Source organism: Brevundimonas staleyi (assembly GCF_041893865.1).
Lineage (GTDB): Bacteria > Pseudomonadota > Alphaproteobacteria > Caulobacterales > Caulobacteraceae > Brevundimonas > Brevundimonas staleyi.
Map to the genome: position 1 here is coordinate 3751555 of NZ_CP169082.1, position 21266 is coordinate 3772820.

Consider the following 21266-nt stretch of genomic DNA (forward strand, 5'->3'; position numbering starts at 1 on the left):
ATGTTTGTGGTGTCTGGGCTGCTGCTCTGGGGAGCAGCCTTCGCGCTTCCTCACTCACAAGGCGCGGCGATCGCGTTGGGGGTTGGCGCACTGGTCTGCTTCGCCATCTACGCACGACGGCAGAAGCGTTAGGCAAGGCTTCACCGCAACCCCGCCAACGCCTCATCCATCAGCCCCTGCGGCACCGGCATCAGCTTCGGCCCATCGGTCCAGACCAGGGCCGCCTCGACCGGGCGGTCGGGATAGAGCCGCTTCAGCACCGCGACATAGGTGGCCATCTGGGCGACATAGGCGGGGTCGGCGTCCTCGATGCGGTCGGGGGCGGGGCGGTTGGTCTTGTAGTCGACGACCAGCACCCGCTCGGACGTCACCACCAACCGGTCGATGCGGCCGTTGATGACCACGCCGGGACGCAGCGCCTCGGCCCCGCCGGTCAGGGCGATCTCGGCGCGGGAGCCCGGCCCGAACACGGCGTTGAAGCGGTCATCCTCCAGCACCCCGAAGGCGGCGGCGATCATCTCAGACCGTTGGGCATCCGACAGGTCGCGCTCCTTGTCGAGCAGGCGGGCGGCAGCCGCGCGGCGGTCGCCGACAGGCATCTCGGGCAGGCGTTCGAGCAGGAGGTGGATCAGGTCGCCGCGCCGGAAACGACCGAGCGCCGCCCCCTGCCCGTCCGACGCCACGGCCAGGGGCGACGGCGCGGCGATGCGCTTGGCGCCCTCCATCTGGGACGGAGAGACATAGCGGGCGGACGGATCGGCCGGCGGCAGGCTGCGGGCCCAAGCGGGAATGGCGACCGTCTCGACCGGCGCGGCATCGCTCAGACCGACCCGTTCGTCGTCCACGCCGTAGCGGCGGATTTCCCCCTCGATCTCCCGCGCGCCGACGCGGTCGAAGGTCTCGGCGATCACGTCCCACCAGCTGCCCTCGTCGAAGCCGGTCGCCGGGCGCTTCAGCCGCCGCCCCATGACGATCAGCCGGTCCCGCGCCCGCGTCAGGGCGACGTAGAGCAGACGCAGTTGTTCGGCGTCGGCGCGGTCGGCGCGGGTCTGTTTGGCGCGGGCCGAGGCGGGGCAGTCGTCGACCGCCTTGCCCGGACACATCAACCAGCCCTCCCCCGCCGATGGATCGAGCGGATCGATCGGTAGCGGCATCAGGCCCGGCCCCATGGGCTTCGCCTTGGACGTCGTGTCCGGCAGGATCACCACCGGCGCCTCCAGCCCCTTGGAGCCGTGGACGGTCATGACGCGGACCTCGTCGCGCGCCCCCTCCATCTCGCGCTTCACCTCGACGTCTGCGGCCTCCAGCATGGAGAGACAGGTCTCCAGATCGCGACCGCCGCGCTCCTCGGCCGCCAGGACCTGGGCCAGGGTCTCGTCCAGCGCCTCCTCCGCCTCCCGCCCCAGCCGGGCCAGGATGCGGGCGCGGCCGGTGCGGCCGGTCTCGTCGATCCGGTTCAGGGCGGCGGCGAAGAAGGCGAAGGGATCGCGATTCCGGTCGGCGATGGCCGTGGTCAAGAGGTCGCGCGCACGGCGCCATTGCGGATGCTCGTCCGCCCGCGCCTTCAGCACCGACCACAGGGATCGGCCCTTGCGCTGCTCGGCGCCGGCCAGTTCGTAGAGGCTGGCGGCGTCGCCGAAATCGGACACGTCGCACAGCGGGCTCCGCAGCACCTCGGCCAGGCTGAGGTCGTCGTCGGGATAGAGGGCGAACCGGGCCAGGGCCTTCAGGTCGTCGAAGGCGATATGGTCCGACAGCCGCATCCGGTCGGCGCCCGCCACCGGCACGCCCAGCGACTTCAGCGCCCGGATGACCTCCTCGAAGGTGGCGTCGCGACGGCGGACCAGCACCAGGAAGTCGCCGTATCGGGCGGGGCGCAGGATAGGCTTTCCGTCCTTGTCGCGTGTGTGGATGGCGACGCCCTCGGCCACCTGACGTTTGATCTCGCCGGCCAGGGCGCGGGCCAGTTTCTTCCTCCCGCTGAAGGCGCCTTCGCCGTCGACCGGGGCGTTCCAGGCGGTGCGATCCTCGACCACCGGATCCTCGAACAGGGGCCACAGATCGACCGAGCCGTGCTGGCCCGCGCGGGCGGCCAGGTGGGGGTGGCGGTCGCCGATGTCGCCGACCAGGGCGCGGGTCCGCTCCGGGCTTTCGAAGGTCGCGTCGACGAAGCCCAGCACCTCCTCCGTCGAGCGGAAGGAGGTCGTCAGGTCCGGCCCGGCGAACCGCGCGCCCGAGGCCGCGACCATGTTCTCGTAGTCGCGTCGCTCCTCGCGCAGCCTTTCGGGTCGGGCGCCTTGGAAGGAATAGATCGACTGCTTCTCGTCCCCCACGGCGAAGACCGTGCGCGGGATGGGCCGGGGCCGGTCGCGACGCCGCTCGGTCCCGTCGCCGGAGAAGAACTCCTCGGTCAGGGCGCGGAAGATGCGCCACTGATCCGGCGCCGTGTCCTGGGCCTCGTCGATCAGGACGTGTTCGATTCCACCGTCCAGCTTGAACAGCACCCAGGCGGCGCTGGCCTGTTCGGTCAGGAGGCGCACCGTGCGGCTGACCAGATCGGTGAAGTCCAGCGCCCCGGTCTCGTGCTTGGCGGCTTCGTAGAGGGCGGCGTGAGCGCGGGCCAGGGTCAGGACCTTGACCGTCTCGTCGGCGATCCGGGCGGCCTTCAGCGCGTCCAGCATGGACAGGTATTTGAGCTGCAGATCGACCAGCCAGGCCACGGCGGCGGGCGGCGCGGACTTGGTTCCCATCTTCTTGCGCGCCTCACCCTTGTCCGTGAGGAAGACCGGCGCCATCGCCTCGACCGTCCAGGCGCCGGGCGTCACGGCATCCATGCGCTGCGCCGCTTTCACGTCGTCGGCGCTGCCGGTCGCCATGCCCTGCGCCGTCTCCTCCCACGCCGAGCCATCGATCCAGTCGAGGAAGTCCTCCTCGATCGTCTCCGGCGTCTTCGTCGGATCGGCCAGGGTCAGGCCGTGGCTGTCCGGCGCGGCGCCGTTGTCGACCGCCTCGACATAGGCGGCCAGGTCCTCGCGCTTGGTTTCCAGCAGACCCAGCAGGTCGTTGAACGCCCCCCAGTCCAGGGCCACGGCGAAATGGGCGTAGGCCCGGCCGATGGCGCCGTCCGGCGATTTCAGGGCCAGCCGGGCCAGCTCCTGCCGCGCCGACCGCGACAGGGCGACGGCCGCCTCGTTCTCCAGCACGCGGAAGCTGGGCGAGACGCCCGCCTCCATCGGAAATCGTTTCAGCAGCTTCTCGCAGAAGGCGTGGATGGTCTGGATCTTCAGACCGCCCGGCGTCTCCAGAGCGCGGGCGAACAGGCGGCGCGCGGAGGACAGGTCGGCATGGCTGAAGGCCTTCGGATCGCCCCCATCCAGCTTGGCCAGTTCGTCCCCGAGTTTGGCGTCGTCGGCGACCGCCCAGAGACCCAGCTTCTCGAACAACCGCGCCTGCATCTCGGCGGCGGCGGCCTTGGTGTAGGTGACGCAGAGGATCTCGCTGGGCTCGACTTCCTTGAGCAGCAGGCGCGCCACGCGGTCGACCAGGGTCGTGGTCTTGCCCGACCCGGCGTTGGCGGTGACGAAGACGGAAACGTCGGGGTCGGCGGCGCGGCGCTGCTGGACGCGCGCCTCTTCCAGCGGGGACAGGCTCATTCCTCCACCCCCTCGTCGCCGCCGACGACATGCCATTCCCAGACGCGCGCCAGATGGTCGTAATTGCCGCCGAAGGTTCCCATGAACTGGGGCGCCAGCCAGGCGGCGTAGGGGGTCGCCTCGTCGTCGAACCGCTCCACCCAGGCGATCAGATTCTCCATCTCCTGCTCGGCCAGACCGGCGGCGTCGAGCGGCTGGGTCCGCGTCGGCTTGGACACGTCCAAGGCCTTGCCGGGCGATTTGCGGCCGGTCAGCTGGACATAGATCAGCTCCGTCGCCGTGGTGGCCGGGGCGTCGGGCGCGAAGCCGCCGTCATGCAGGATGGCGGCGGTCAGGGTCAGCTGGGGCGCGAACCCCTTGGCGACCTGGGGCGCCGACGGCGGGGCGCCGGTCTTGAAGTCGATGATGGCCGCGCCCTGGGCATGCAGCTCGATCCGGTCGGCGCGGGCCGTCACGGTGAAGGGCGCAAACGGGGCGTCGAAGGTCGAACGCCCCGACTGTTCGATCAGCAGGGTTGCGCCCCGCGCACGCCGGGCCCGCTCCCACTCCGCCAGCCAGCGGGCGCAGTTGCGGGCCAGAGGTGCCTCGCGCGCCATGGAGTGATCCTCGAACCCGGCCGCGCCCAGTTCCTCCAGCAGGAAGGTCTCGATCTGGCCGGCGCAATCGTCCGGCAGGACGTCGGGCCAGGCCACGGTCGCCCGCTCCACCGCCTTGTGGATCGCCTGCCCACGCGCCAGGGCCTCGGCGTCCGCGCCGGGTCGATCCAGCCGCCGCAGACCCAGGATCCGCTCGGCATAGACGGCATAGGGATCGCGTACCCAGCGTTCGACGCTGGTCACCGGCAGCTCGCGCGGACGGCGGGCGACGGGCGGCGTCGGGGCCGGGCGTTTGGCGTAGTCGGCGGGACCAGCGGGCGCATCGAGGCCCCTCGCGATCCCGGCCGCCTCGGTCGGACGCGCGATCTCGACCCCCGCGCCGCGTGTCAGCATCTCCAGCCGCCACAACCAGCGCGACCGCACGGCCGGCTGGCCGCCGCGACGTTCGGAGTGGATCAGGATGGCCTCGGGCGCGGACGCCGCCTGAACGAAATCCTGGGCCGTCTGGCCGACGCGCCGCTCGGGCGGGGGCAGGCCCAAAGCATTTCGCATCGGCCGCGACAGGAAGGGATCGACCGGCGCCCCCTGCGGCCAGACGCCCTCCTCCAGCCCGGCCAGGATCATGCGATCGGCGCGCACCAGACGCGCCTCGATGGCGCCGAGGATGCGAAGGGACGGATGGGTCGCGCCGCCGATGCGGACGGTCTGGTCGTGCAGGAGGGAGGCGACCAGTTCGGCGAACTCTTGCGGCAGGACAGGCCCCAGCGAGGCGCCGCCCTCGATCAGTTGCGACAGCAGAGACGCCGCCGCCTCCCCATCCGGCCCGGCCCAGACGTCGATCCCGGCCAGGGCCTCGACAAGGGCGGTCAGGGCGCGGGCGGCGAGGTCGAGCGACGCGGCCGGCACGAAGGCGGCGCAGGCGGTCTCGCTCAGGACTTGCAGTCGCCCGCCCAGCGCCTTGGCGGCGGCGAGGCGCTGTTGCGTCCGATCCGACGGCGGTTCGCCATCGAGGCGCGGCTCGCCCGCCTTGGTCAACCGCGTCTCGATCCGGCTCCAGTCGCGTGTGCGAGGCCCCCGGAAGCCGACCTTCTCCAGCTCGCCCACGGCGTCCGGCGTGGCTTCGTCCAGCATCGTCAGGTCGTTCTTGATCAGGGCCAGCACCGTCTGGGGCTTCAGCGGATCGGCCATGAAGCGGGCGGCCAGATCGACGAGAACGCCGACCGGCATCTGGTCCAGGGTCGCGCCGGACGAACTGTCCGCGACCACGCCCCACCGCTCCAGCCGCGCCGACACCCGGCGGCCCAGGGCGAGATCGGGGGTGACCAGAGCACAGGTCCGGGCTTTCCCGTCAGGATGGGGCGTCTCCAGCGTCTCGCGCATCATCAGGGCGATGGTCGCGGCGGCGTCTTCCTCGGTGCGGGTCGATACGACTGACAGACCCTCGAGACCGAGCGCAATCGGGTCGGCGGCGACGCCGGCGTGCGCGGATTCCGAGCGCAGGCGGGAGATCTCCGTGCGCCAGTCGGCCGTGGCGTCGGCGGGTCGCAGGGCCTCGTTGATCAGCCGCTGACGGGCGAGGCCGCGCGCCTCCACGGCCGGAGCGGCCGGGCGACGGAACCACGGGCGGACGGCGGCCCGGTCGATGTCGGCGCGTTCGAGCAGCCGCTTCAATGCGCTCTGAGGATGCTGTTCCTCGATGGCGTTCCAGGCGTCCTCGCCGAGATCGGCGTCCAGTCCCGGCAGGACGACGCAACCCAGCGGCGCCTTCGCCACGGCGATCAGGACGTCGGCGGCGGCCTTGACCGTGCCGGTCGAACCGGCGGCGATGACCGGCCCCTGCGGGGGGTAGCCGTCCCAGCGCTCGGCCAGCAGACGCAGCAGCTTCGTCCGGCGTTCCGAGGCGTCGATCAGGCCGAGTTCGGCCAGACGCTCGGGCCAGGCCTTGACCACCAGACCGAGAAAGTCCGCCGACTTCTGCCAGTGCTCGGCGAAGTCGGCCTCGGCCAGGGTGGCGATCTTCTCGCGGTCCCGGACCTCCTCGATGTGACAGGAATCGAGGAAGGCGCCGAGGCTGTCGGCCAGCTCCAGCGCCCGCATCGGCGACAGGGCGGCGTCGTGCTTCTCCACGATCAGTCGCGCCATCTCGAACCGGCGCGTCAGGGGGGCGATGGAGGGCGGCAGGTCGAGACCCAGTTCGCCCGGCGTAAAGGGCGGCTCGTCCTCCTCCAGATCGCCGAGCGGCCGGACCTGGGGCATGAGGATCGGCCGGTCGCCGCCGAGGCTCGACAGGGCCGAGGTAAAGGCTCGCGCCGCCCGTCGGTTGGGCAGGAGGATGGTGGCGTCCGACAGGGTCTCCGGCTGCTGGTCGCCCAGCCAGTTCAGCACCCCGGCGGCCAGATCCTCGAGGAAGGGCCGATGCGCGGGGATGGCGAACCAGCGCGGATCGTCCTCGCCGCCGACGCCGGGGAATGGATCGAAGACGCTCAACCGCCCGCCAGTCTGATTTCGGCCTCGTCCCGCGCCTGCGGGTCGCCGACATGCATCCAGTCGCCGTCCAGCACGCAGCCGTACAGCCGCCCGGCCGCCGCCGAGGCGCGCCACAGGGGGCTCAGCGAGAACGGTCCGTCCGGCCCGCCGTCGGCATAGTCGGGTCGCGTGATGTGGACGCCCATATAGGCGAAAGGGGCGGACGGCGCCTCGCCCCGGAAGGTCAGCTTGCCGTCGTCGCCGAGGAAGAAGTCGCCGTCGCCCTCGAAGCCGATCGAGCCCTCGCGCTTCGCCAGAAGCAGGCAGGCGTCCATCTTCGTCGGATCCCACAGACGGATCAGTTCGGCGGCCCAGTCGGCGGTCTCGCCGCCGGTCCAGACGCTGTCGATATTGACCACGAAGACCGGCTCATCGCCGAGCAGGGGGTGGGCCTTCTTGAGCCCGCCGCCAGTCTCCAGCAGTTCGGCGCGTTCGTCCGAAATTTCAATCTGGGGACCCCGCCCACGCGCGGCCAGATGCGCCTCCAACCGGTCGGCGAACCAGTGGACATTGACCACCGCCCGCTCGACGCCCGCATCGCTCAGCCGGTCCAGCACATGGTCGATCAGGGCCCGTCCGCCGACCTCGACCAGGGCCTTGGGCCGGTCGTCGGTCAGGGGGCGCATCCGGGTGCCGAGACCGGCGGCGAGGACCATCGCAACGCGTGGTCCTTCTCCCCTCGGGGGAGAAGGTGCCCGAAGGGCGGATGAGGGGGACGTTTCAGCGGACTCGATGCTCACCGATGAGACTCCTGTCTGGCGCTGATAGCCCCCTCATCCGTCCGCTTCGCGGCCACCTTCTCCCCCGAGGGGAGAAGGGTCATGAAAGCCGTCATGCGCGCACCTCTGCCGGAACGTATTTGTCGAACCACCGGGCGACGCCCTCGAGGCCGGGCTTCGTCAGATTGGCGTTCAGGTGCGCCCACATGCGCGGCATGAAGGCGGCGTAGCGCGGCTTGCCGTCGCGCACGATCAGGCGGGCGAAGATGCCGAGGATGCGCGCCTCGTTCAGGGCCGCGAGACCAGCGTAGGAGCGCAGGAAGGCGGCGCGGTCTTCGACACGGGCGACTTCGAAATAGCGGTCCAGCGCCTCGGCCTCGAGCGCCGGCGAGACGTCGCGGCGCGCGTCCTGAAGCAGGGAATGCAGGTCCCACGAGGGATGCGCCCGCACCGCGTCCTGGAAGTCGATCATGCCGACGCGGGCCGGGCCGGATCGCTCCGGCAGCCAGATCAGGTTCTCGGCGTGATAGTCGCGGTGAGCGACGACGGAGGCCCCGGCCTCCCCTTGCGCCACTATGGGCGCCCAGGCGGCGTGCCAGTCGGCGACGGCCGCTTCGTCGAAGCGCAGTTCGGGCTTCAGCTTCGGCAGCCATTCGACGAACAGATCGGCCCCGCCCTGAAGCGCGGTCTGGTCATAGACTTGCAGCGGCCATTTCCCCGCCGCGCCCGTCAGCATCGGCGGCGTCGGAGCGGCGTGGAGTTCGGCCAGCGCGTCGATGGCGGCGAGATACAGCGGCGTCTCGTCTTGCCCCTGTTCGATCACGCGGGCGAACAGATCGTCGCCGAAATCCTCCAGCACGGCCAGACCCGCCGGCGCATCGAGCGCCACAATGGCGGGCGCCGACAGACCCACGGACCGCAGGTGCGACGCCACGGCGGCGAAGGCCTCGATCCGGCCGGCGGACAGGCGGGCGACGGCGTTCCAGCCCTCGGCCTTGCGCCGCTCGGGCGACCAGGACGGATCGGCCGGCGGGCTCTCGGCGGCGGCGACCTGATCCATCAGCATCAGGCCGGGGCCGTTGACGGGGGTCAGCCGCTCGTACCGGCGCGTGGAGGCGTCGCCCGGCAGGGGCGCGCGGGCGGCGTCGGCAAGGCCCGCCTCCGTCAGGAAGGCGACCCTCTGGGCTTCGCGATCGGTCACGTCAGACATTCAGGCCTTCGAGTTCGGTGATCTTCTTTGCCCACGCCCCTGCGCCGGAAACGGTCGCAGACCGTCCCTCGCCGCGTTCCTCCAGGGTGATGGTCAGGATGTCGGGCCCCAGGGCGCGGGCGGGATCGTCGCCCAGCCGTTCGGGCCATTCGATCAGGGCCGCGCCGACGTTCAGCGCCTCGTCCAGCCCGATCTCGAACGCCTCCTCCGGGCGGCTCAGGCGATAGAGGTCGAAATGGGCAATCGGGGGGGCTGTCTCATAGAACTGCACCAGGGTGAAGGTCGGCGACGGCACATCCTCATGCTCCCCCGCCAGGGCCCGGATCAGGCCGCGCGCGAGCGTCGATTTGCCCATGCCCAGCGGGCCGTAGAGCAGCACCGCCTCGCCGGGCGCCAGACGCGGCGCCACCGCCCGGCCGAGCGCCGTGGTCGCCTCCGCATCGGCCAGATCGATCGTCACGGTCATGCGAAATCCGCGTCGGGCTGTGACGGCAGGACCCGCTCGGTGAAGGCCTTCAGCGCATAGGTGGCGCGGGTCGCGTCGATGTCGAGACGGGTCGGCGGGATGGGCTTGCCGACGCTGAGGCGGAACGGCTTCTTCCGCTTGTTCAACAGCTCGTGGAACAGGGTGACGTCCCTCAGTTCCTGCGAGAATTTGTCGAACAGGTGGAACAGGGTCGAGGTCGGGCCGGTCACGTGAATCGGGATGATCGGGGCCTCATACTTCCGCGCCAGAGACGCCGCCGTCGCCGCCCACTCCGGATCGGTCAGCTGGCCGTCCTTGCCGACGCGGGCCAGCCGCCCGGCGGGGAACAGGACCACACAGCGTTCGGCCTCGAAGGCGGCCCTGGCGGCGTCGAGCGTTTCGCGGGTCTTCTGACGCGTGCGTTTCTCGACGACCCATTCCACCGGAATGACGACCTCCCCGAGCCGGGGCGAGACGCGCAGCGCATCGGCGTTGGCGAAATAGATGGCGTCCTTCCGCCGCTTCCGGATCGCATCATAGACGGCGATCCCGTCGGCGATCCCGGTCGGATGGTTGCAGACCACGACGCAACGCCCTGTCGCCGGCAGCCGGTCGAGGTTCAGGCTGGAGACCTTCAAATCCAGGAGGTTCGACACATGGTCCAGCGCGGCCTGACCCGACAGAGGGGCGATGGCGTCGGCCATCTCCCGCGCCCGGCCGTAGCCCAGAATGGCGTAGAGCACCGGCCGCACGGCGAACCACAGGGGCGAGGCCGTCAGGCGCGGCGCCCGCTCGGCGATCAGCACGTCCACGACATGCGCCGACCGTCCCACAGGGACGGCGGCAGGCTCGGTCGGGGCGGGCGGCGAAGCGGTCATCCGCGCCCCTTGTCGCCTCTGCGTGGAAGACAGGCAACAGCACAATCCGTGCACCCCAGCCCCCAGGTCTGGCGAAGCCAGCCCGAGGATGAACTACGGCTGGGGTCCAGATCTCAGACACCGCTCACTTGGGCGGGGCGACAATCCGTCTGACCTGGAGATCGTCTTTTCCATCTGGACCCCAGCCTTCGCTGGGGTGCACGGTGAAGGGATATCGAGGGGGCTCCCATGAAGTTCAGCATCTCCATCGCCGCGTTGGCGCTCGCACTGGCGACCGCGCCTATGGCCGCCTCGGCCCAGCAGGCCTCCCCGCCCGGAGCCGACGTCGCCGCCCTGCCCGGCGGCCTGTCGATGCGGGCGCTCACGATGATGGACCGGGTGTCGGACCCGCGCGTGTCACCGGACGGACGCCGCGTCCTCTATTCGGTCCGCTCGACCGACTGGGAGGGCAATCGCGGGACCAGCGCGTTGTGGACCGTGCCCGCTGCGGGCGGCGAACCGGTCAAGCTGGCCATCTCGACGGGCGGCGCCTCGAGCGGACGCTGGGCCGTCGACGGCCAGGCCATCTATTTCCTGTCGTCGCGGGGCGGGTCGAACCAGGTCTGGCGCGCGGACGCGGCCGGCAATGCGGCGGTGCAGGTCACGACCTATCCGGTCGATGTCGTCGCCTTCAAGGTCTCGCCGGACGGGAAGAATCTTATCGTCGCCCTGCCGGTCTTCATCGACTGCGAGACGCTTCAGTGCACGAAGGACCGGATCGACGCCGACAACCGCTCGCCCTCGACGGTTTCGGGCTACGACCGCATGCCGCTCCGCCAATTCGACCACTGGAACGACGGTCGGCGTCAGCATCTGTTCGTCCAGCCCCTGAACGGCTCAGGCCTGGCGGACGGCCAGCCGCGCGACCTGATGGCCGGGCTGGACGCCGACACGCCGTCCCAACCGCAGGGCGACGAAAACGAGTTCGCCATCTCACCCGATGGCCGCACACTCGTCTATTCGACCCAGACCCAAGGCGCGGGCGAGGCCTTCACCAACAACTCCGATCTGTTCCGCGTCTCGATCGACGGAGGAGCCGCGACCAATCTAACTGAGGCCAATCACGGCGCGGATGGTTCGCCCGCCTTCTCGCCCGACGGTCGGCGTCTGGCCTGGCTGGCCGGGGAGCGCGAGAACGTCGGCGGCGATCAGGCCCTGGTCATGGTCGCCGATGCGGACGGCTCGAACGCCCGCGCCCTGACGCCCAACTGGGATCGCGGCCCCGGCTCGCTGACCTGGTCGTCGGATGGCCGCAGCCTTCTGGCCACCGCCTCGGACGACGGCCAGAACCGGCTGTTCCAGATCGACGCCCGCACCGGCGCCGTCACGCCCCTGACTGGACGCGGCGCCATCTCGGGCGTCCAGAGCCAGGGCGACGTCCTCGTCTACGCCCGCGACGGCTTCGACGCCCCGACCCAGATCATGAGCGGGACCGGCGACGCCGCCCGCGCCCTGACCAACCACAACGCCGAGGCCATGGCCGCCCTCGACCTGCCCCAGGCCGAAGCCTTCACCTTCGCCGGCTGGAACGGCGAGGACGTGCGCGGCTGGGTGTTCAAGCCGGTGGGCTATGTCGAGGGCCGGACCTATCCGGCCGTCTATCTGATCCACGGCGGGCCCAAGTCGCCCTGGACCGAGAGCTGGTCCTATCGCTGGAACCCTCAGATCTACACCTCGGCCGGATACGCCGTGGTCATGGTGAACTTCCACGGCTCTCCCGGCTACGGCCAGGCCTTCACCGACGCCATCAACGACCACTGGGGCGACCGGCCGCTGGAGGACCTGCAGAAGGGCTGGGCCGCCGCCCTGGCATCCAACCGCTTCATCGACGGCGACCGCGCCTGCGCGCTCGGCGCCTCCTACGGCGGCTATATGGTTAATCTGATCGCCGGAAAGTGGAACGGCCCTTGGGCCTGTCTGGTCAATCACGCGGGCGTCTTCGACGTGCCCCAGCTGATGAACGCCATGGACATCGGCAACTTCATCCACGAGTTCGGCGGCCCCTCGTGGGAGCGGATGGACCTCTATCGCCGTTTCAGCCCCGGCGACTTCGCCGGTGAGTGGACCAAGCCCATGCTGGTCCTGCACGGCGAACGGGACTTCCGCGTGCCGATCGACCAGGGCCTGGCCACCTTCTCGGCCCTGCAACGCCAAGAGATCCCCAGTCGCTTCGTCCGCATCCCGGACGAGAACCACTGGGTGCTGAAGCCGCGCAACTATGTCGATTGGCAGAGGGAAATCCTGGACTGGACCGCCCGCTGGACGGCACCGAGGCAGTGATCGCTACCAGAGGCGTTTGACGCCGAAGTCGTCGAACAGACGCTCGTTGGAGATCAGTATCAGATCGTTCCGGAGCGCCTGCGCGATCAGCATGCGATCGAACGGATCCTTGTGAGCGCCGAGCATTCGCCCCGCCAGAACGGCCTCATCGACGGTGAGCGGAAGTTCGAGAAACCCCAATCGCGCGACCGTAGCCTGAAACTCGGTGGCCAGCATCACCGCGCCGGGCAGTTTGCCAATGCGGTGCTTGGTCGTGATTTCCATGGCCGAAACCGCGCTCACATGGATCACGCTCTCCGGGTCGCCGATACGAGGGCGAAGACTCTCGGGAAAACGCTCATCTCCAAAGACCCACCAAATGAGCGCGTGGGTATCCAGAAGGAACTTCACTCTCCTTCGCCGTTCCAGAGCCGGAGTTCGTCTTCCGGCAGCGGGTCGAAGAAGGTTTCGTCAAAGGAGCCCTTGCCTTTCAGCATTCCGAACTGACGATGGGGCTTGGACGGAGGATTGACCGCGACCAGACGAACCGCCGCCTTGCTGCCGCGCGAGATGACGACCTCCTCCCCCCGCTCGGCCGCCGCGATCAGGCGCGAGAGGTGGGTCTTGGCTTCATGGACAGTGACGGTGGTCATCGCGGACTCCAGTGGGTCCCACCTACTTAGCTAATTTCACCCCAATCGGCAACTTTCGCACCGCCCCGCCTGGTGCTACGCCAGCGCAATCGAAGTCCCTGGAGCTGTCCGATGCGCTGCCGTTCCCTGCTTTCCGCCACCGCCGCCCTCGCGGTCCTGACGGCCCTGCCCGCTCTCGCCGAAGCGCCCGCCGCCCCGGAGGCCACTGCCGCGCAAGCCGCCAGGCAAGCCTTCACCTACACCGACATGCTGAACGCCAACCGGCTGTCGGATCCGCGCGTGTCGCCGGACGGGACCAAGGTCGTCTATTCGGTGCGCGCCACGGACATGGCGGCCAATCGCGGCGTCTCCAGCCTGTTCATCCAGGACCTGAACGGTCAGGGCGAGCCGCGCCGCCTGGCCATCTCGGACGGCGGCGCCAACACCGCCCGCTGGGGCTCCGACGGCGCCCTGTATTTCCTCTCGGGCCGTTCGGGCTCGAGCCAGGTCTGGAAGACGGATGCGACCGGCGCCGCGGCGACCCAGGTCACCAATCTGCCGCTGGACGTGAACGCCTATCGCCTCAGCCCCGATGCGTCGAAGATTGCGGTGTCCCTGGCCGTCTATCCGGACTGCGACGACCTGGCCTGCTCGGTCGCGCGCGGCGAGGCCGAAGAGGCCCGCAAATCGACCGGCCAGGTCTATGACCGCATGTTCGTGCGCCACTGGGACACCTGGGCGGACGGCACGCAAAACCACCTGTTCGTCGTCAACGCCGACGGTTCGGGCGATCCGGTCTGGGTCACCCACGGCTTCGACGGCGACACCCCGTCCAAGCCCTTCGGCGACGAAGGCGAGTTCACTTTCACGCCCCAGGGCGACGCCATCGTCTTCTCGGCGCGCGAGGCCGGCAAGTCGGAACCCTGGAGCACGAACTTCGACCTCTACCGGACCAACGGTCTGACGGGCGAAGGCTTCACCAACCTGACCGACGACAACGACGCCTGGGACACCGGCCCGGTCTTCTCGCCGGACGGCCGCACCCTGGCTTATCGCGCCATGGCACGCCCGGGCTTCGAGGCCGACCGCTGGCAGATCGTGCTGATGGACGTGGCCACCGGCTCGAAGCGCGAGGTCGCCGCCAACTGGGATCGCTCGGCCGACAGCCTGCAATGGTCGCGTGACGGCCGCAGCCTGTTCGTCGTGGCCGGCGACGTCGGCCAGACGAAGTTGTTCCAGATCGACGCCGCCAACGGCGCGGTCATCCCGATCACGGGCGAGGGCCACGTCTCCGCCGTCGAACAGACCCCGTCCGGCTTCGTCTTCGCCCAGGACACCCTGACCCGTCCGACCGAGCTGTTCGTGAAGACCTTCCGCGGTCGCGAGATGCCGCGCCGGATCACCGACGTGAACCCGCAATTGGATGCGCGCGCCTTCGGCGAGGCCGAGCAGTTCTCCTTCCCCGGCTGGAACGACGAGACGGTCCACGGCTACGTCATCAAGCCGGCCAACTATGTCGAGGGCCGGAAGTATCCGGTCGCCTTCCTGATCCACGGCGGGCCCCAGGGGTCGTTCGGCAACTCCTGGTCCTATCGCTGGAACCCGGAGACCTATGCCGGCGCCGGCTATGCGGTCGTCATGATCGATTTCCACGGCTCGACCGGCTACGGCCAGGGCTTCACCGACGCGATCAGCCAGCACTGGGGCGACCGCCCGCTGGAAGACCTGCAGAAGGGCTGGGCCGCCGCCCAGGAGCGCTACGGCTTCCTCGACGGCGACAACGCCTGCGCGCTGGGCGCCTCCTACGGCGGCTATATGATCAACTGGATCGCCGGGAACTGGCCGGGCGAGTTCAAATGCCTGGTCAACCACGACGGCGTCTTCGACGTTCGCGGCATGGGCTACGGCACCGAGGAGCTGTGGTTCACCGAGTGGGAATACGGCGGCACGCCCTACGACAATCCGGAAGGCTACGAGCGCTTCAACCCGGTCCACCACGTCGCCAAATGGGAAGACCCCATGCTGGTGATCCAGGGCGACCTCGATTTCCGCATTCCGACCTCGCAAGGCCTGTCGACCTTCACGGCGCTGCAGCGTCGCGGCATCGAGAGCCGCCTGATCGTCTTCCCGGACGAGAACCATTGGGTCCTGAAGCCCCAGAACAGCCTGCAATGGCATAACGAGGTGTTCGGCTGGCTGAACCAGCACCTGAACAAAGCCGACTGATCGTGACCCATCCCTCCCCGGAAACGCCCGACGGCCAGCTCGTCGGGCGGGTCATCGCCATGCCGGCCGACACCAACCCCGAAGGCGACATCTTCGGGGGCTGGTTGCTGGCCCAGATGGACCTCGCCGGTTCCACCCCCGCCTTCGACCTGGCCCAGGGCCGGTGCGCCACCATCGCGGTCGACGCCATGGTGTTTCACCAGCCGGTCTCGGTCGGGGACGAGGTCTCCCTCTACGCCCAGATCATCAAGTCCGGCCGCACCTCGATCCGCGTCAAGGTCGAGGCCTGGAAACGCCCGCGTTCGACCCACGAGGTGTCGCGCGTGACCGAAGGCGTCTTCACCTATGTCGCCATCGACCAGGACCGGAAGCCGAGACCGTTGCCGGGGCAGGTGTAAGTCCCCTCTCCCCTTGCGGGAGAGGGAGATCGCGCACGGCGGCGCAGCCGTCGTTCTGGCGCGATCGGGTGAGGGGTGAAACTCTATCTGGCCGATGAGGGATCGTCAGACGCATCGCATGCGCGTCCTCGTACCCCTCATCCGTCGGGCTGCGCCCGCCACCTTCTCCCGCAAGGGGAGAAGGAAGCCCGAAACTTGACCCCCCGCCGCCCCAAGCCTACCTGACGCGAATGGCCATTCGTCGCATCCTCACCATCGACAACCCCGCCGACCTGGCGATCCTGAAACAGGTGTCAAAGCCGGTGGAGGGCGTCGACGCGTCCCTGCTGTCGCTGATGGATGACATGCTGGAGACCATGTACGACGCCCCGGGCATCGGCCTGGCCGCCGTGCAGATCGGCGAGCTGAAGCGGGTCGTGGTCATGGACCTGGGCGACGGCCCCGCGCCGGAGGGCGAGGAGCCGACCGAGGAAGGCCGCGTCCCCAATCCCCGCTTCTTCATCAACCCCGAGGTCCTGTGGGCCTCGGACGAGATGTTCTGCTACGAAGAAGGCTGCCTCTCGATCCCGGAGTATTTCGACAGCGTCGAACGCCCGGCTCGCGTCCGCGTCGCCTATCTGAACCGCGAGGGCGAACGGATCGAGGAGGAGATCGAGGGTCTCTACGCCGTCTGCTACCAGCACGAACTGGATCACCTGAACGGCGTTCTGTTCATCGATCACCTGTCGCGCCTGCGCCGCGACCGGGCGATGACCAAGGTCAAGAAGACCATGCGTATGAGGGAAGACGCCTGATGCCCCGTTTCCGCGACCGTATCGTCGACCGCTCCGGCCGTCGCCGCCTGACCCGTTCGGAGAAGATCGGCATCGGCTCGGTCGCCACCCTGGTCGGCGTCGCCGCCATCGGCGTGATCGCGGGCGTCCTTCTGGACCGTCTGCTGGTCTTTGATGACGCTCTGGACGCAGGCGGCGAATGGGACGAGGGCGGCGGCGTCTCGACCCGCTGGCAGTAACGCTCGCCACCGTCTAAAGGCGGCCCCATGCGCCTCGCCTTCATGGGTACCCCCGAATTCGCCGTGCCGTCGCTCGCGGAGTTGATCGCTTCCGGGCACGAGATCGTCGCCGTCTATTCCCAGCCGCCCCGGCCCAAGGGACGCGGCCAGAAGCTGACGCCCTCGCCCGTCCACGCCTTCGCCGAGGCCATGGGCCTGCCGGTCTTCACGCCCGAGTCGATGAAGAGCCAGGACGCCATAGATACATTCGCCAGCCTGGACCTCGATGCCGCCTGCGTCGTCGCCTACGGCCAGATCCTGAAGCCTGCGGTGCTGGAAGCGCCGCGTCTGGGCTGCTTCAACCTGCATGGCTCCCTCCTGCCCCGCTGGCGCGGTGCCGCCCCGATCCAGCGCGCCATCATGGCCGGCGACAGACAGACCGGCGTCCAGATCATGCGGATGTCGGAAGGCCTCGACGAAGGCGACATCCTGCTCAGCGAGATCCTGCCCATCCAGCGCGACGACACGGCCGCCAGCCTGTCCGAGCGCATGTCCACGGTCGGCGCCACCCTGTGGACCCGGGCCCTGGCCGCCATCGAACGCGGCGGCGTCACCGAGACCCCCCAGGTCGGCGAACCGACCTATGCCAGGAAGATCACCCCCGCCGAGGCCCGCATCGACTGGACCCGCCCGGCCGCCGAGATCGACGCCCACATCCGCGGCCTCTCGCCCTTCCCCGGCGCCTGGTTCGAGGCCCCCGGCCCCGACGGCCCCGTCCGCGTGAAAGCCCTACTGTCCTGCCTCTCCAGCGAGGGTTCGGGCGCCCCCGGCGAACTGCTGGGCGGCGACCTGCTGATCGCGTGCGGCGAGGGCGCGGTTTGCCTGCTCCGCGTCCAGCGCGAGGGCAAGGCCCAACAATCCCCCGCCGACTTCCTCAACGGTTTCGCCCTGCCCGTAGGGACGATCCTGGGCTGATGCCCCGCTACCGGCTCGACATCGAATACGACGGCGGCCCCTACAACGGCTTCCAGGCCCAGGAGGGTCAGCCCACGGTTCAGGGCGCGATCGAGACGGCTATCCACGCCTTCTCCGGCCAGACCGTCCGCATCGCCGCCGCTGGCCGCACCGACACCGGGGTCCACGCCACCGGCCAGGTGGCCCATGTCGATCTCGACAAGGACTGGCCCGCCGCCACGGTGATGAACGCCATGAACGCCCACCTGGTGCGCGAGGCCGTCGCCGTCCTCGACTGCGTTCAGGTCACCGACGACTTCCACGCCCGCTTCTCGGCCGTGGGCCGCAAATACCTCTACCGCATCCTCAACCGCCCCGGCCGCCCGGCGCTGGACCAGGGCCGCGTCTGGCATGTGAAGCGCCCGCTGAACGTCGAGGCCATGCAGGCGGGCGCGAACCACCTGATCGGCCTCAACGACTTCACCACCTTCCGGGACGTGAACTGCCAGTCGAAATCCCCGGTGAAGACCCTCGACGTCGCCCGCGTCACCCGCGTCGGCGAAGAGGTCCATCTGGCCTTCGAGGCCCGCTCCTTCCTGCACCGCCAGGTCCGCTCCATGGCAGGAACCCTGGTCGAGACCGGCCTCGGACGCTGGACGCCCGACGACGTCAAGGCCGCGCTCGACGCCCGCGACCGCACCGCCTGCGCCCAGGTTGCCCCGTCCGACGGCCTCTACCTGACCGGCGTCGTCTACGAAGATTGACAAGGTTTGCCATCAAGCGGATCATCCGCCCATGGCCACGATGAACATCTCCCTGCCGGCCCAGATGAAGGCCTGGGTCGAGGCCCAGACCACCGATGGTCGCTATTCGAACTCCAGCGACTACGTCCGCGATCTGATCCGCCGCGAACAGATCAAGGCCGAGAAGATCGCGCATTGGCAACGGCTGATCGACGAAGGGCGGGCAAGCGGCATCAGCGACCAGACACCCGAAGAAATCATCGCCGAAGTGCGAGCAGAACTGCTTGCCAAGGCGAGCGTGCGCGCGGCCTGAGTGTCGCGTTGCCGATTGTCATTGGCCGCCCGCGCCGATCTGCGCGCCATCTACACGCAGAGCGCCGAACTGTTCGGCTTCGCTCAGGCAGACGCGTATGCGGCATCCTTTGCTCAATCGTTCGCGCGCATAGCCGCCTTCCCGCAAATAGGGAGGCATCGTGACGACATCAGTCCGCCCGCTCGTGTTCTCTCCCACAAATCGCATGTGATCATCTACGATCTGGAAGACGACGGCGCGGTTGTCATCCGCATCAGGCATGCACACGAGGACTGGACAGTCCATTCGTCTGGAGACGACCCATGACCCATCCCATCCGTGTCGGCATCGGCGGCTGGACCTTCGAGCCGTGGCGCGGCGTCTTCTATCCGGAGAAGCTGAGCCAGAAGAAGGAGCTGGAGTACGCCTCCTCCAAACTGACCTCGATCGAGATCAACGGCACCTACTATTCCGGCTTCAAGATCGACACCTGGATGAAGTGGCGGAACGAGACGCCCGACGACTTCGTCTTCGCGGTCAAGGCCAGCCGCTTCTGCACCAACCGCAAGGTCCTGTCTGAGGGCAACGAGAGCCTGGAGCGGTTTCTGGATCAGGGGCTGACGGCGCTGGGCCCCAAGCTCGGCCCCATCAACTGGCAGTTCATGGCCACCAAGAAGTTCGATCCGGTCGACTTCGAGGGCTTCCTGAAGCTGTTGCCCAAGGAGAAGGACGGCGTGCCCCTGCGTCACGCGCTGGAGGTCCGCAGCCCGACCTTCGACACCCAGCAGTTCTATGATTTGGCCGCCCAATACGGCGCCGCCATCGTCTATGCCGTCGACGACGAAAGTCCCACCTGGCCCCGGATCGATCAGCCGACCGCCGACTTCACCTACGCCCGACTGATGTCCAGCCGCGAGGACGAACCGACCGGCATGAACGCGGCCGAACTGGACGCCATCGCCAAGCAGACCAAGGGTTGGGCCAAGCGCGGCGACGTCTTCGCCTATTTCATCGCCGGGGCGAAGGTGCGGAACCCGGCGGCGGCTCAGGCCCTGATCGAGACGCTGAAATAGCCCGACGCCCCTCCCGGTCATCAGCAACTTTATTTGATACAGAAACCCTTGAACCCCGAGGTCGCTCGACCTTTATAGAAATCGCTGCTGATGCAGTTTTAGATTTCAGGGGTTTCCCAATGGCTTTCGACTCTGTTCCCGCCCGCGACCTGCCGCTGAACGACGCGGCCCTGGCCCAGGTCTTCACCGAGGCCCGCACCCGCAACGGCTGGACCGATCGTCCCGTGCCGACCGAGTTGCTGCACAAGCTCTATGACCTGACCAAATTCGGCCCGACGGCGGTGAACAACACCCCGGCCCGCTTCGTCTTCGTGACCTCGCCCGAGGCCAAGGAAAAGCTGATCCCACTGATGAGCGAGGGCAATCAGGCGAAGACCGCCCAGGCGCCGGTCACGGTCATCATCGGCTACGACATGAATTTCCACGACCACCTGGCCCACTTGTTCCCGCATGCGCCGGGCGCGCGCGACTGGTTCGGCGACGAGGCCGCGCGTCGCGAGAGCGCCTTCCGCAACTCCTCGCTCCAGGGCGGCTATCTGATCGCGGCGGCCCGCGCGCTCGGCCTGGACATCGGTCCGATGTCGGGCTTCGACCCGGCGGGCATCAAGGCCGCCTTCTTCCCCGAGGGCGACATCGAGCCGAACTTCATCGTCAACCTGGGCTACGGCTCGGACGAGAACCTCTTCCCGCGCAGCCCGCGCCTGACCTTCGACGAGGCCGCCCGCATCGTCTGACCGCGACGGATCAACCCAGGTTACGCGGCTTTCCGCGCAACCCGTCGCAGGTTAATGATTTCCCTGACAAAGGTCCGGCGCCAGATCGGGCCGTCAGGGAAAACAGGAAGAAACATGGCTCGAGTGGCTCTCGTCACGGGTGGAACCCGCGGTATCGGCAAGGCGATCGTTCAGCGATTGAAGGAAGACGGCATGGCCGTCGCCGCCGGCTATTCCGGCAATACCGAAGCGGCGGAGGCCACGGCTCGCGAGCTGGGCGTCATGGTGGTCAAGGGCAATGTCGGCTCCTATGACGACTGCGCCCGCGCCGTGGCCGAGGTCGAGGCCGAACTGGGGCCGATCGACGTCCTGATCAACAACGCCGGCATCACCCGCGATGGCTTCTTCCACAAGATGGGGCCGGACCAGTGGTCCGACGTCATCCGGGTCAACATGGACAGCGTCTTCAACATGACGCGCCAGGTCATCAACGGCATGCGCGACCGGGGCTTCGGCCGGATCGTCAACATCTCCTCGATCAACGGCCAGAAGGGCCAGATCGGCCAGACCAACTATTCCGCCGCCAAGGCCGGCATGATCGGCTTCACCAAGGCCCTGGCCCTGGAAAACGCCCGCAAGGGCGTGACCGTGAACTGCATCGCGCCCGGCTATATCGACACCGAAATGGTCGGCGCCATGGACGAGAAGGTCCTGGCCGGCATCGTCGCCCAGATCCCCGTCGGGCGTCTGGGCAAGGGCGAGGAGATCGCCGACATGGTGTCCTGGCTGTCCGGCGAGCGTGCCGGATATGTCACAGGCTGCACCCTGTCGTTGAACGGCGGTCAATACCTCGTCGGCTGACAAAGAGCCGCCCAAAATCCGCCGCGCGCCCCGCGCA

The 21266-nt window shown here is 68.8% G+C and carries 20 protein-coding genes; 12 read left to right on the forward strand and 8 right to left on the reverse strand.

What is annotated here, in order from left to right; genetic code table 11:
• Window positions 1-140 precede the first annotated feature (140 nt).
• The 6 genes from addA to ACETK8_RS18860 form a co-directional block, all read right to left on the reverse strand.
• Entirely contained in the window at window positions 141-3653 is a 3513-nt protein-coding gene (gene addA / locus ACETK8_RS18835; protein WP_374037356.1) for a double-strand break repair helicase AddA, read from the reverse strand.
• Complete coding sequence (gene addB, locus ACETK8_RS18840; RefSeq protein WP_374037357.1) at window positions 3650-6736, reverse strand: double-strand break repair protein AddB; 3087 nt, start codon at window positions 6734-6736, stop codon at window positions 3650-3652. The genes addA and addB overlap by 4 nt, the downstream gene beginning before the upstream one ends.
• Window positions 6733-7431, reverse strand: coding sequence for an N-acetylmuramate alpha-1-phosphate uridylyltransferase MurU (gene murU, locus ACETK8_RS18845; RefSeq protein WP_374037358.1), 699 nt, complete (start codon window positions 7429-7431; stop codon window positions 6733-6735). Before murU ends, addB begins: the two co-directional genes overlap by 4 nt.
• 175 nt (window positions 7432-7606) lie before the next feature.
• On the reverse strand, window positions 7607-8704 hold the full coding sequence (amgK, locus tag ACETK8_RS18850) for an N-acetylmuramate/N-acetylglucosamine kinase AmgK (protein ID WP_374037359.1): 1098 nt from the start codon (window positions 8702-8704) through the stop codon (window positions 7607-7609).
• Complete coding sequence (gene tsaE, locus ACETK8_RS18855; RefSeq protein WP_374037360.1) at window positions 8697-9170, reverse strand: tRNA (adenosine(37)-N6)-threonylcarbamoyltransferase complex ATPase subunit type 1 TsaE; 474 nt, start codon at window positions 9168-9170, stop codon at window positions 8697-8699. The genes amgK and tsaE overlap by 8 nt, the downstream gene beginning before the upstream one ends.
• Window positions 9167-10048, reverse strand: coding sequence for a GNAT family N-acetyltransferase (locus ACETK8_RS18860; RefSeq protein ID WP_374037361.1), 882 nt, complete (start codon window positions 10046-10048; stop codon window positions 9167-9169). Before ACETK8_RS18860 ends, tsaE begins: the two co-directional genes overlap by 4 nt.
• Window positions 10049-10276: 228 nt before the next feature.
• Here ACETK8_RS18860 and ACETK8_RS18865 point away from each other — a divergent pair, with 228 nt between their 5' ends.
• Window positions 10277-12367, forward strand: a complete 2091-nt coding sequence (locus tag ACETK8_RS18865) for a prolyl oligopeptidase family serine peptidase (protein ID WP_374037362.1) — start codon at window positions 10277-10279, stop codon at window positions 12365-12367.
• 3 nt (window positions 12368-12370) lie between these two features.
• Here the strand turns inward: ACETK8_RS18865 and ACETK8_RS18870 are convergent, their stop codons facing one another.
• Both ACETK8_RS18870 and ACETK8_RS18875 read right to left on the reverse strand, forming a co-directional pair.
• Window positions 12371-12757 carry a type II toxin-antitoxin system VapC family toxin gene (locus ACETK8_RS18870; RefSeq protein ID WP_374037363.1) on the reverse strand — a complete coding sequence of 129 codons (387 nt, stop codon included), beginning with the start codon at window positions 12755-12757 and terminating at the stop codon, window positions 12371-12373.
• The gene (locus ACETK8_RS18875) at window positions 12754-12999 is read right to left on the reverse strand and encodes a type II toxin-antitoxin system Phd/YefM family antitoxin (protein ID WP_374037364.1); all 246 of its coding nucleotides are present in this window, start codon (window positions 12997-12999) and stop codon (window positions 12754-12756) included. Before ACETK8_RS18875 ends, ACETK8_RS18870 begins: the two co-directional genes overlap by 4 nt.
• Window positions 13000-13110: 111 nt before the next feature.
• Here ACETK8_RS18875 and ACETK8_RS18880 point away from each other — a divergent pair, with 111 nt between their 5' ends.
• The 11 genes from ACETK8_RS18880 to phbB all read left to right on the forward strand — a co-directional run bounded on the left by ACETK8_RS18880 (window position 13111) and on the right by phbB (window position 21229).
• On the forward strand, window positions 13111-15204 hold the full coding sequence (locus ACETK8_RS18880; protein WP_374037365.1) for a prolyl oligopeptidase family serine peptidase: 2094 nt from the start codon (window positions 13111-13113) through the stop codon (window positions 15202-15204).
• Between the two features lie 59 nt (window positions 15205-15263).
• A complete protein-coding gene (locus ACETK8_RS18885) occupies window positions 15264-15602 on the forward strand; it encodes an acyl-CoA thioesterase (protein WP_374039434.1) in 339 nt (112 codons plus the stop codon).
• A gap of 230 nt (window positions 15603-15832) precedes the next feature.
• Entirely contained in the window at window positions 15833-16396 is a 564-nt protein-coding gene (gene def, locus ACETK8_RS18890; protein WP_374037366.1) for a peptide deformylase, read from the forward strand.
• The gene (locus ACETK8_RS18895; protein WP_374037367.1) at window positions 16396-16614 is read left to right on the forward strand and encodes a hypothetical protein; all 219 of its coding nucleotides are present in this window, start codon (window positions 16396-16398) and stop codon (window positions 16612-16614) included. The genes def and ACETK8_RS18895 overlap by 1 nt, the downstream gene beginning before the upstream one ends.
• 27 nt (window positions 16615-16641) lie before the next feature.
• On the forward strand, window positions 16642-17568 hold the full coding sequence (gene fmt, locus ACETK8_RS18900; RefSeq protein WP_374037368.1) for a methionyl-tRNA formyltransferase: 927 nt from the start codon (window positions 16642-16644) through the stop codon (window positions 17566-17568).
• A complete protein-coding gene (gene truA, locus ACETK8_RS18905) occupies window positions 17568-18311 on the forward strand; it encodes a tRNA pseudouridine(38-40) synthase TruA (protein ID WP_374037369.1) in 744 nt (247 codons plus the stop codon). Before fmt ends, truA begins: the two co-directional genes overlap by 1 nt.
• A 31-nt stretch (window positions 18312-18342) precedes the next feature.
• The gene (locus ACETK8_RS18910) at window positions 18343-18603 is read left to right on the forward strand and encodes a type II toxin-antitoxin system ParD family antitoxin (RefSeq protein WP_374037370.1); all 261 of its coding nucleotides are present in this window, start codon (window positions 18343-18345) and stop codon (window positions 18601-18603) included.
• 21 nt (window positions 18604-18624) lie between these two features.
• On the forward strand, window positions 18625-18909 hold the full coding sequence (locus tag ACETK8_RS18915; RefSeq protein ID WP_374037371.1) for a type II toxin-antitoxin system RelE/ParE family toxin: 285 nt from the start codon (window positions 18625-18627) through the stop codon (window positions 18907-18909).
• On the forward strand, window positions 18906-19655 hold the full coding sequence (locus ACETK8_RS18920) for a DUF72 domain-containing protein (RefSeq protein ID WP_374037372.1): 750 nt from the start codon (window positions 18906-18908) through the stop codon (window positions 19653-19655). Before ACETK8_RS18915 ends, ACETK8_RS18920 begins: the two co-directional genes overlap by 4 nt.
• Before the next feature lie 119 nt (window positions 19656-19774).
• Entirely contained in the window at window positions 19775-20389 is a 615-nt protein-coding gene (locus ACETK8_RS18925) for a malonic semialdehyde reductase (RefSeq protein WP_374037373.1), read from the forward strand.
• A 114-nt stretch (window positions 20390-20503) separates the two neighbouring features.
• Complete coding sequence (phbB, locus tag ACETK8_RS18930; protein ID WP_374037374.1) at window positions 20504-21229, forward strand: acetoacetyl-CoA reductase; 726 nt, start codon at window positions 20504-20506, stop codon at window positions 21227-21229.
• The last annotated feature ends 37 nt before the right edge of the window (window positions 21230-21266 follow it).

Coding starts and splice junctions, on each gene's coding strand:
- addA (WP_374037356.1), bottom strand. CDS start 3,653: ATGAGCCTGTCCCCGCTGGAAGAGGCGCGCGTCCAGCAGCGCCGCGCC.
- murU (WP_374037358.1), bottom strand. CDS start 7,431: ATGGTCCTCGCCGCCGGTCTCGGCACCCGGATGCGCCCCCTGACCGAC.
- amgK (WP_374037359.1), bottom strand. CDS start 8,704: ATGTCTGACGTGACCGATCGCGAAGCCCAGAGGGTCGCCTTCCTGACG.
- tsaE (WP_374037360.1), bottom strand. CDS start 9,170: ATGACCGTGACGATCGATCTGGCCGATGCGGAGGCGACCACGGCGCTC.
- ACETK8_RS18860 (WP_374037361.1), bottom strand. CDS start 10,048: ATGACCGCTTCGCCGCCCGCCCCGACCGAGCCTGCCGCCGTCCCTGTG.
- ACETK8_RS18865 (WP_374037362.1), top strand. CDS start 10,277: ATGAAGTTCAGCATCTCCATCGCCGCGTTGGCGCTCGCACTGGCGACC.
- ACETK8_RS18875 (WP_374037364.1), bottom strand. CDS start 12,999: ATGACCACCGTCACTGTCCATGAAGCCAAGACCCACCTCTCGCGCCTG.
- ACETK8_RS18880 (WP_374037365.1), top strand. CDS start 13,111: ATGCGCTGCCGTTCCCTGCTTTCCGCCACCGCCGCCCTCGCGGTCCTG.
- ACETK8_RS18885 (WP_374039434.1), top strand. CDS start 15,264: ATGCCGGCCGACACCAACCCCGAAGGCGACATCTTCGGGGGCTGGTTG.
- def (WP_374037366.1), top strand. CDS start 15,833: ATGGCCATTCGTCGCATCCTCACCATCGACAACCCCGCCGACCTGGCG.
- ACETK8_RS18895 (WP_374037367.1), top strand. CDS start 16,396: ATGCCCCGTTTCCGCGACCGTATCGTCGACCGCTCCGGCCGTCGCCGC.
- fmt (WP_374037368.1), top strand. CDS start 16,642: ATGCGCCTCGCCTTCATGGGTACCCCCGAATTCGCCGTGCCGTCGCTC.
- truA (WP_374037369.1), top strand. CDS start 17,568: ATGCCCCGCTACCGGCTCGACATCGAATACGACGGCGGCCCCTACAAC.
- ACETK8_RS18910 (WP_374037370.1), top strand. CDS start 18,343: ATGGCCACGATGAACATCTCCCTGCCGGCCCAGATGAAGGCCTGGGTC.
- ACETK8_RS18920 (WP_374037372.1), top strand. CDS start 18,906: ATGACCCATCCCATCCGTGTCGGCATCGGCGGCTGGACCTTCGAGCCG.
- ACETK8_RS18925 (WP_374037373.1), top strand. CDS start 19,775: ATGGCTTTCGACTCTGTTCCCGCCCGCGACCTGCCGCTGAACGACGCG.
- phbB (WP_374037374.1), top strand. CDS start 20,504: ATGGCTCGAGTGGCTCTCGTCACGGGTGGAACCCGCGGTATCGGCAAG.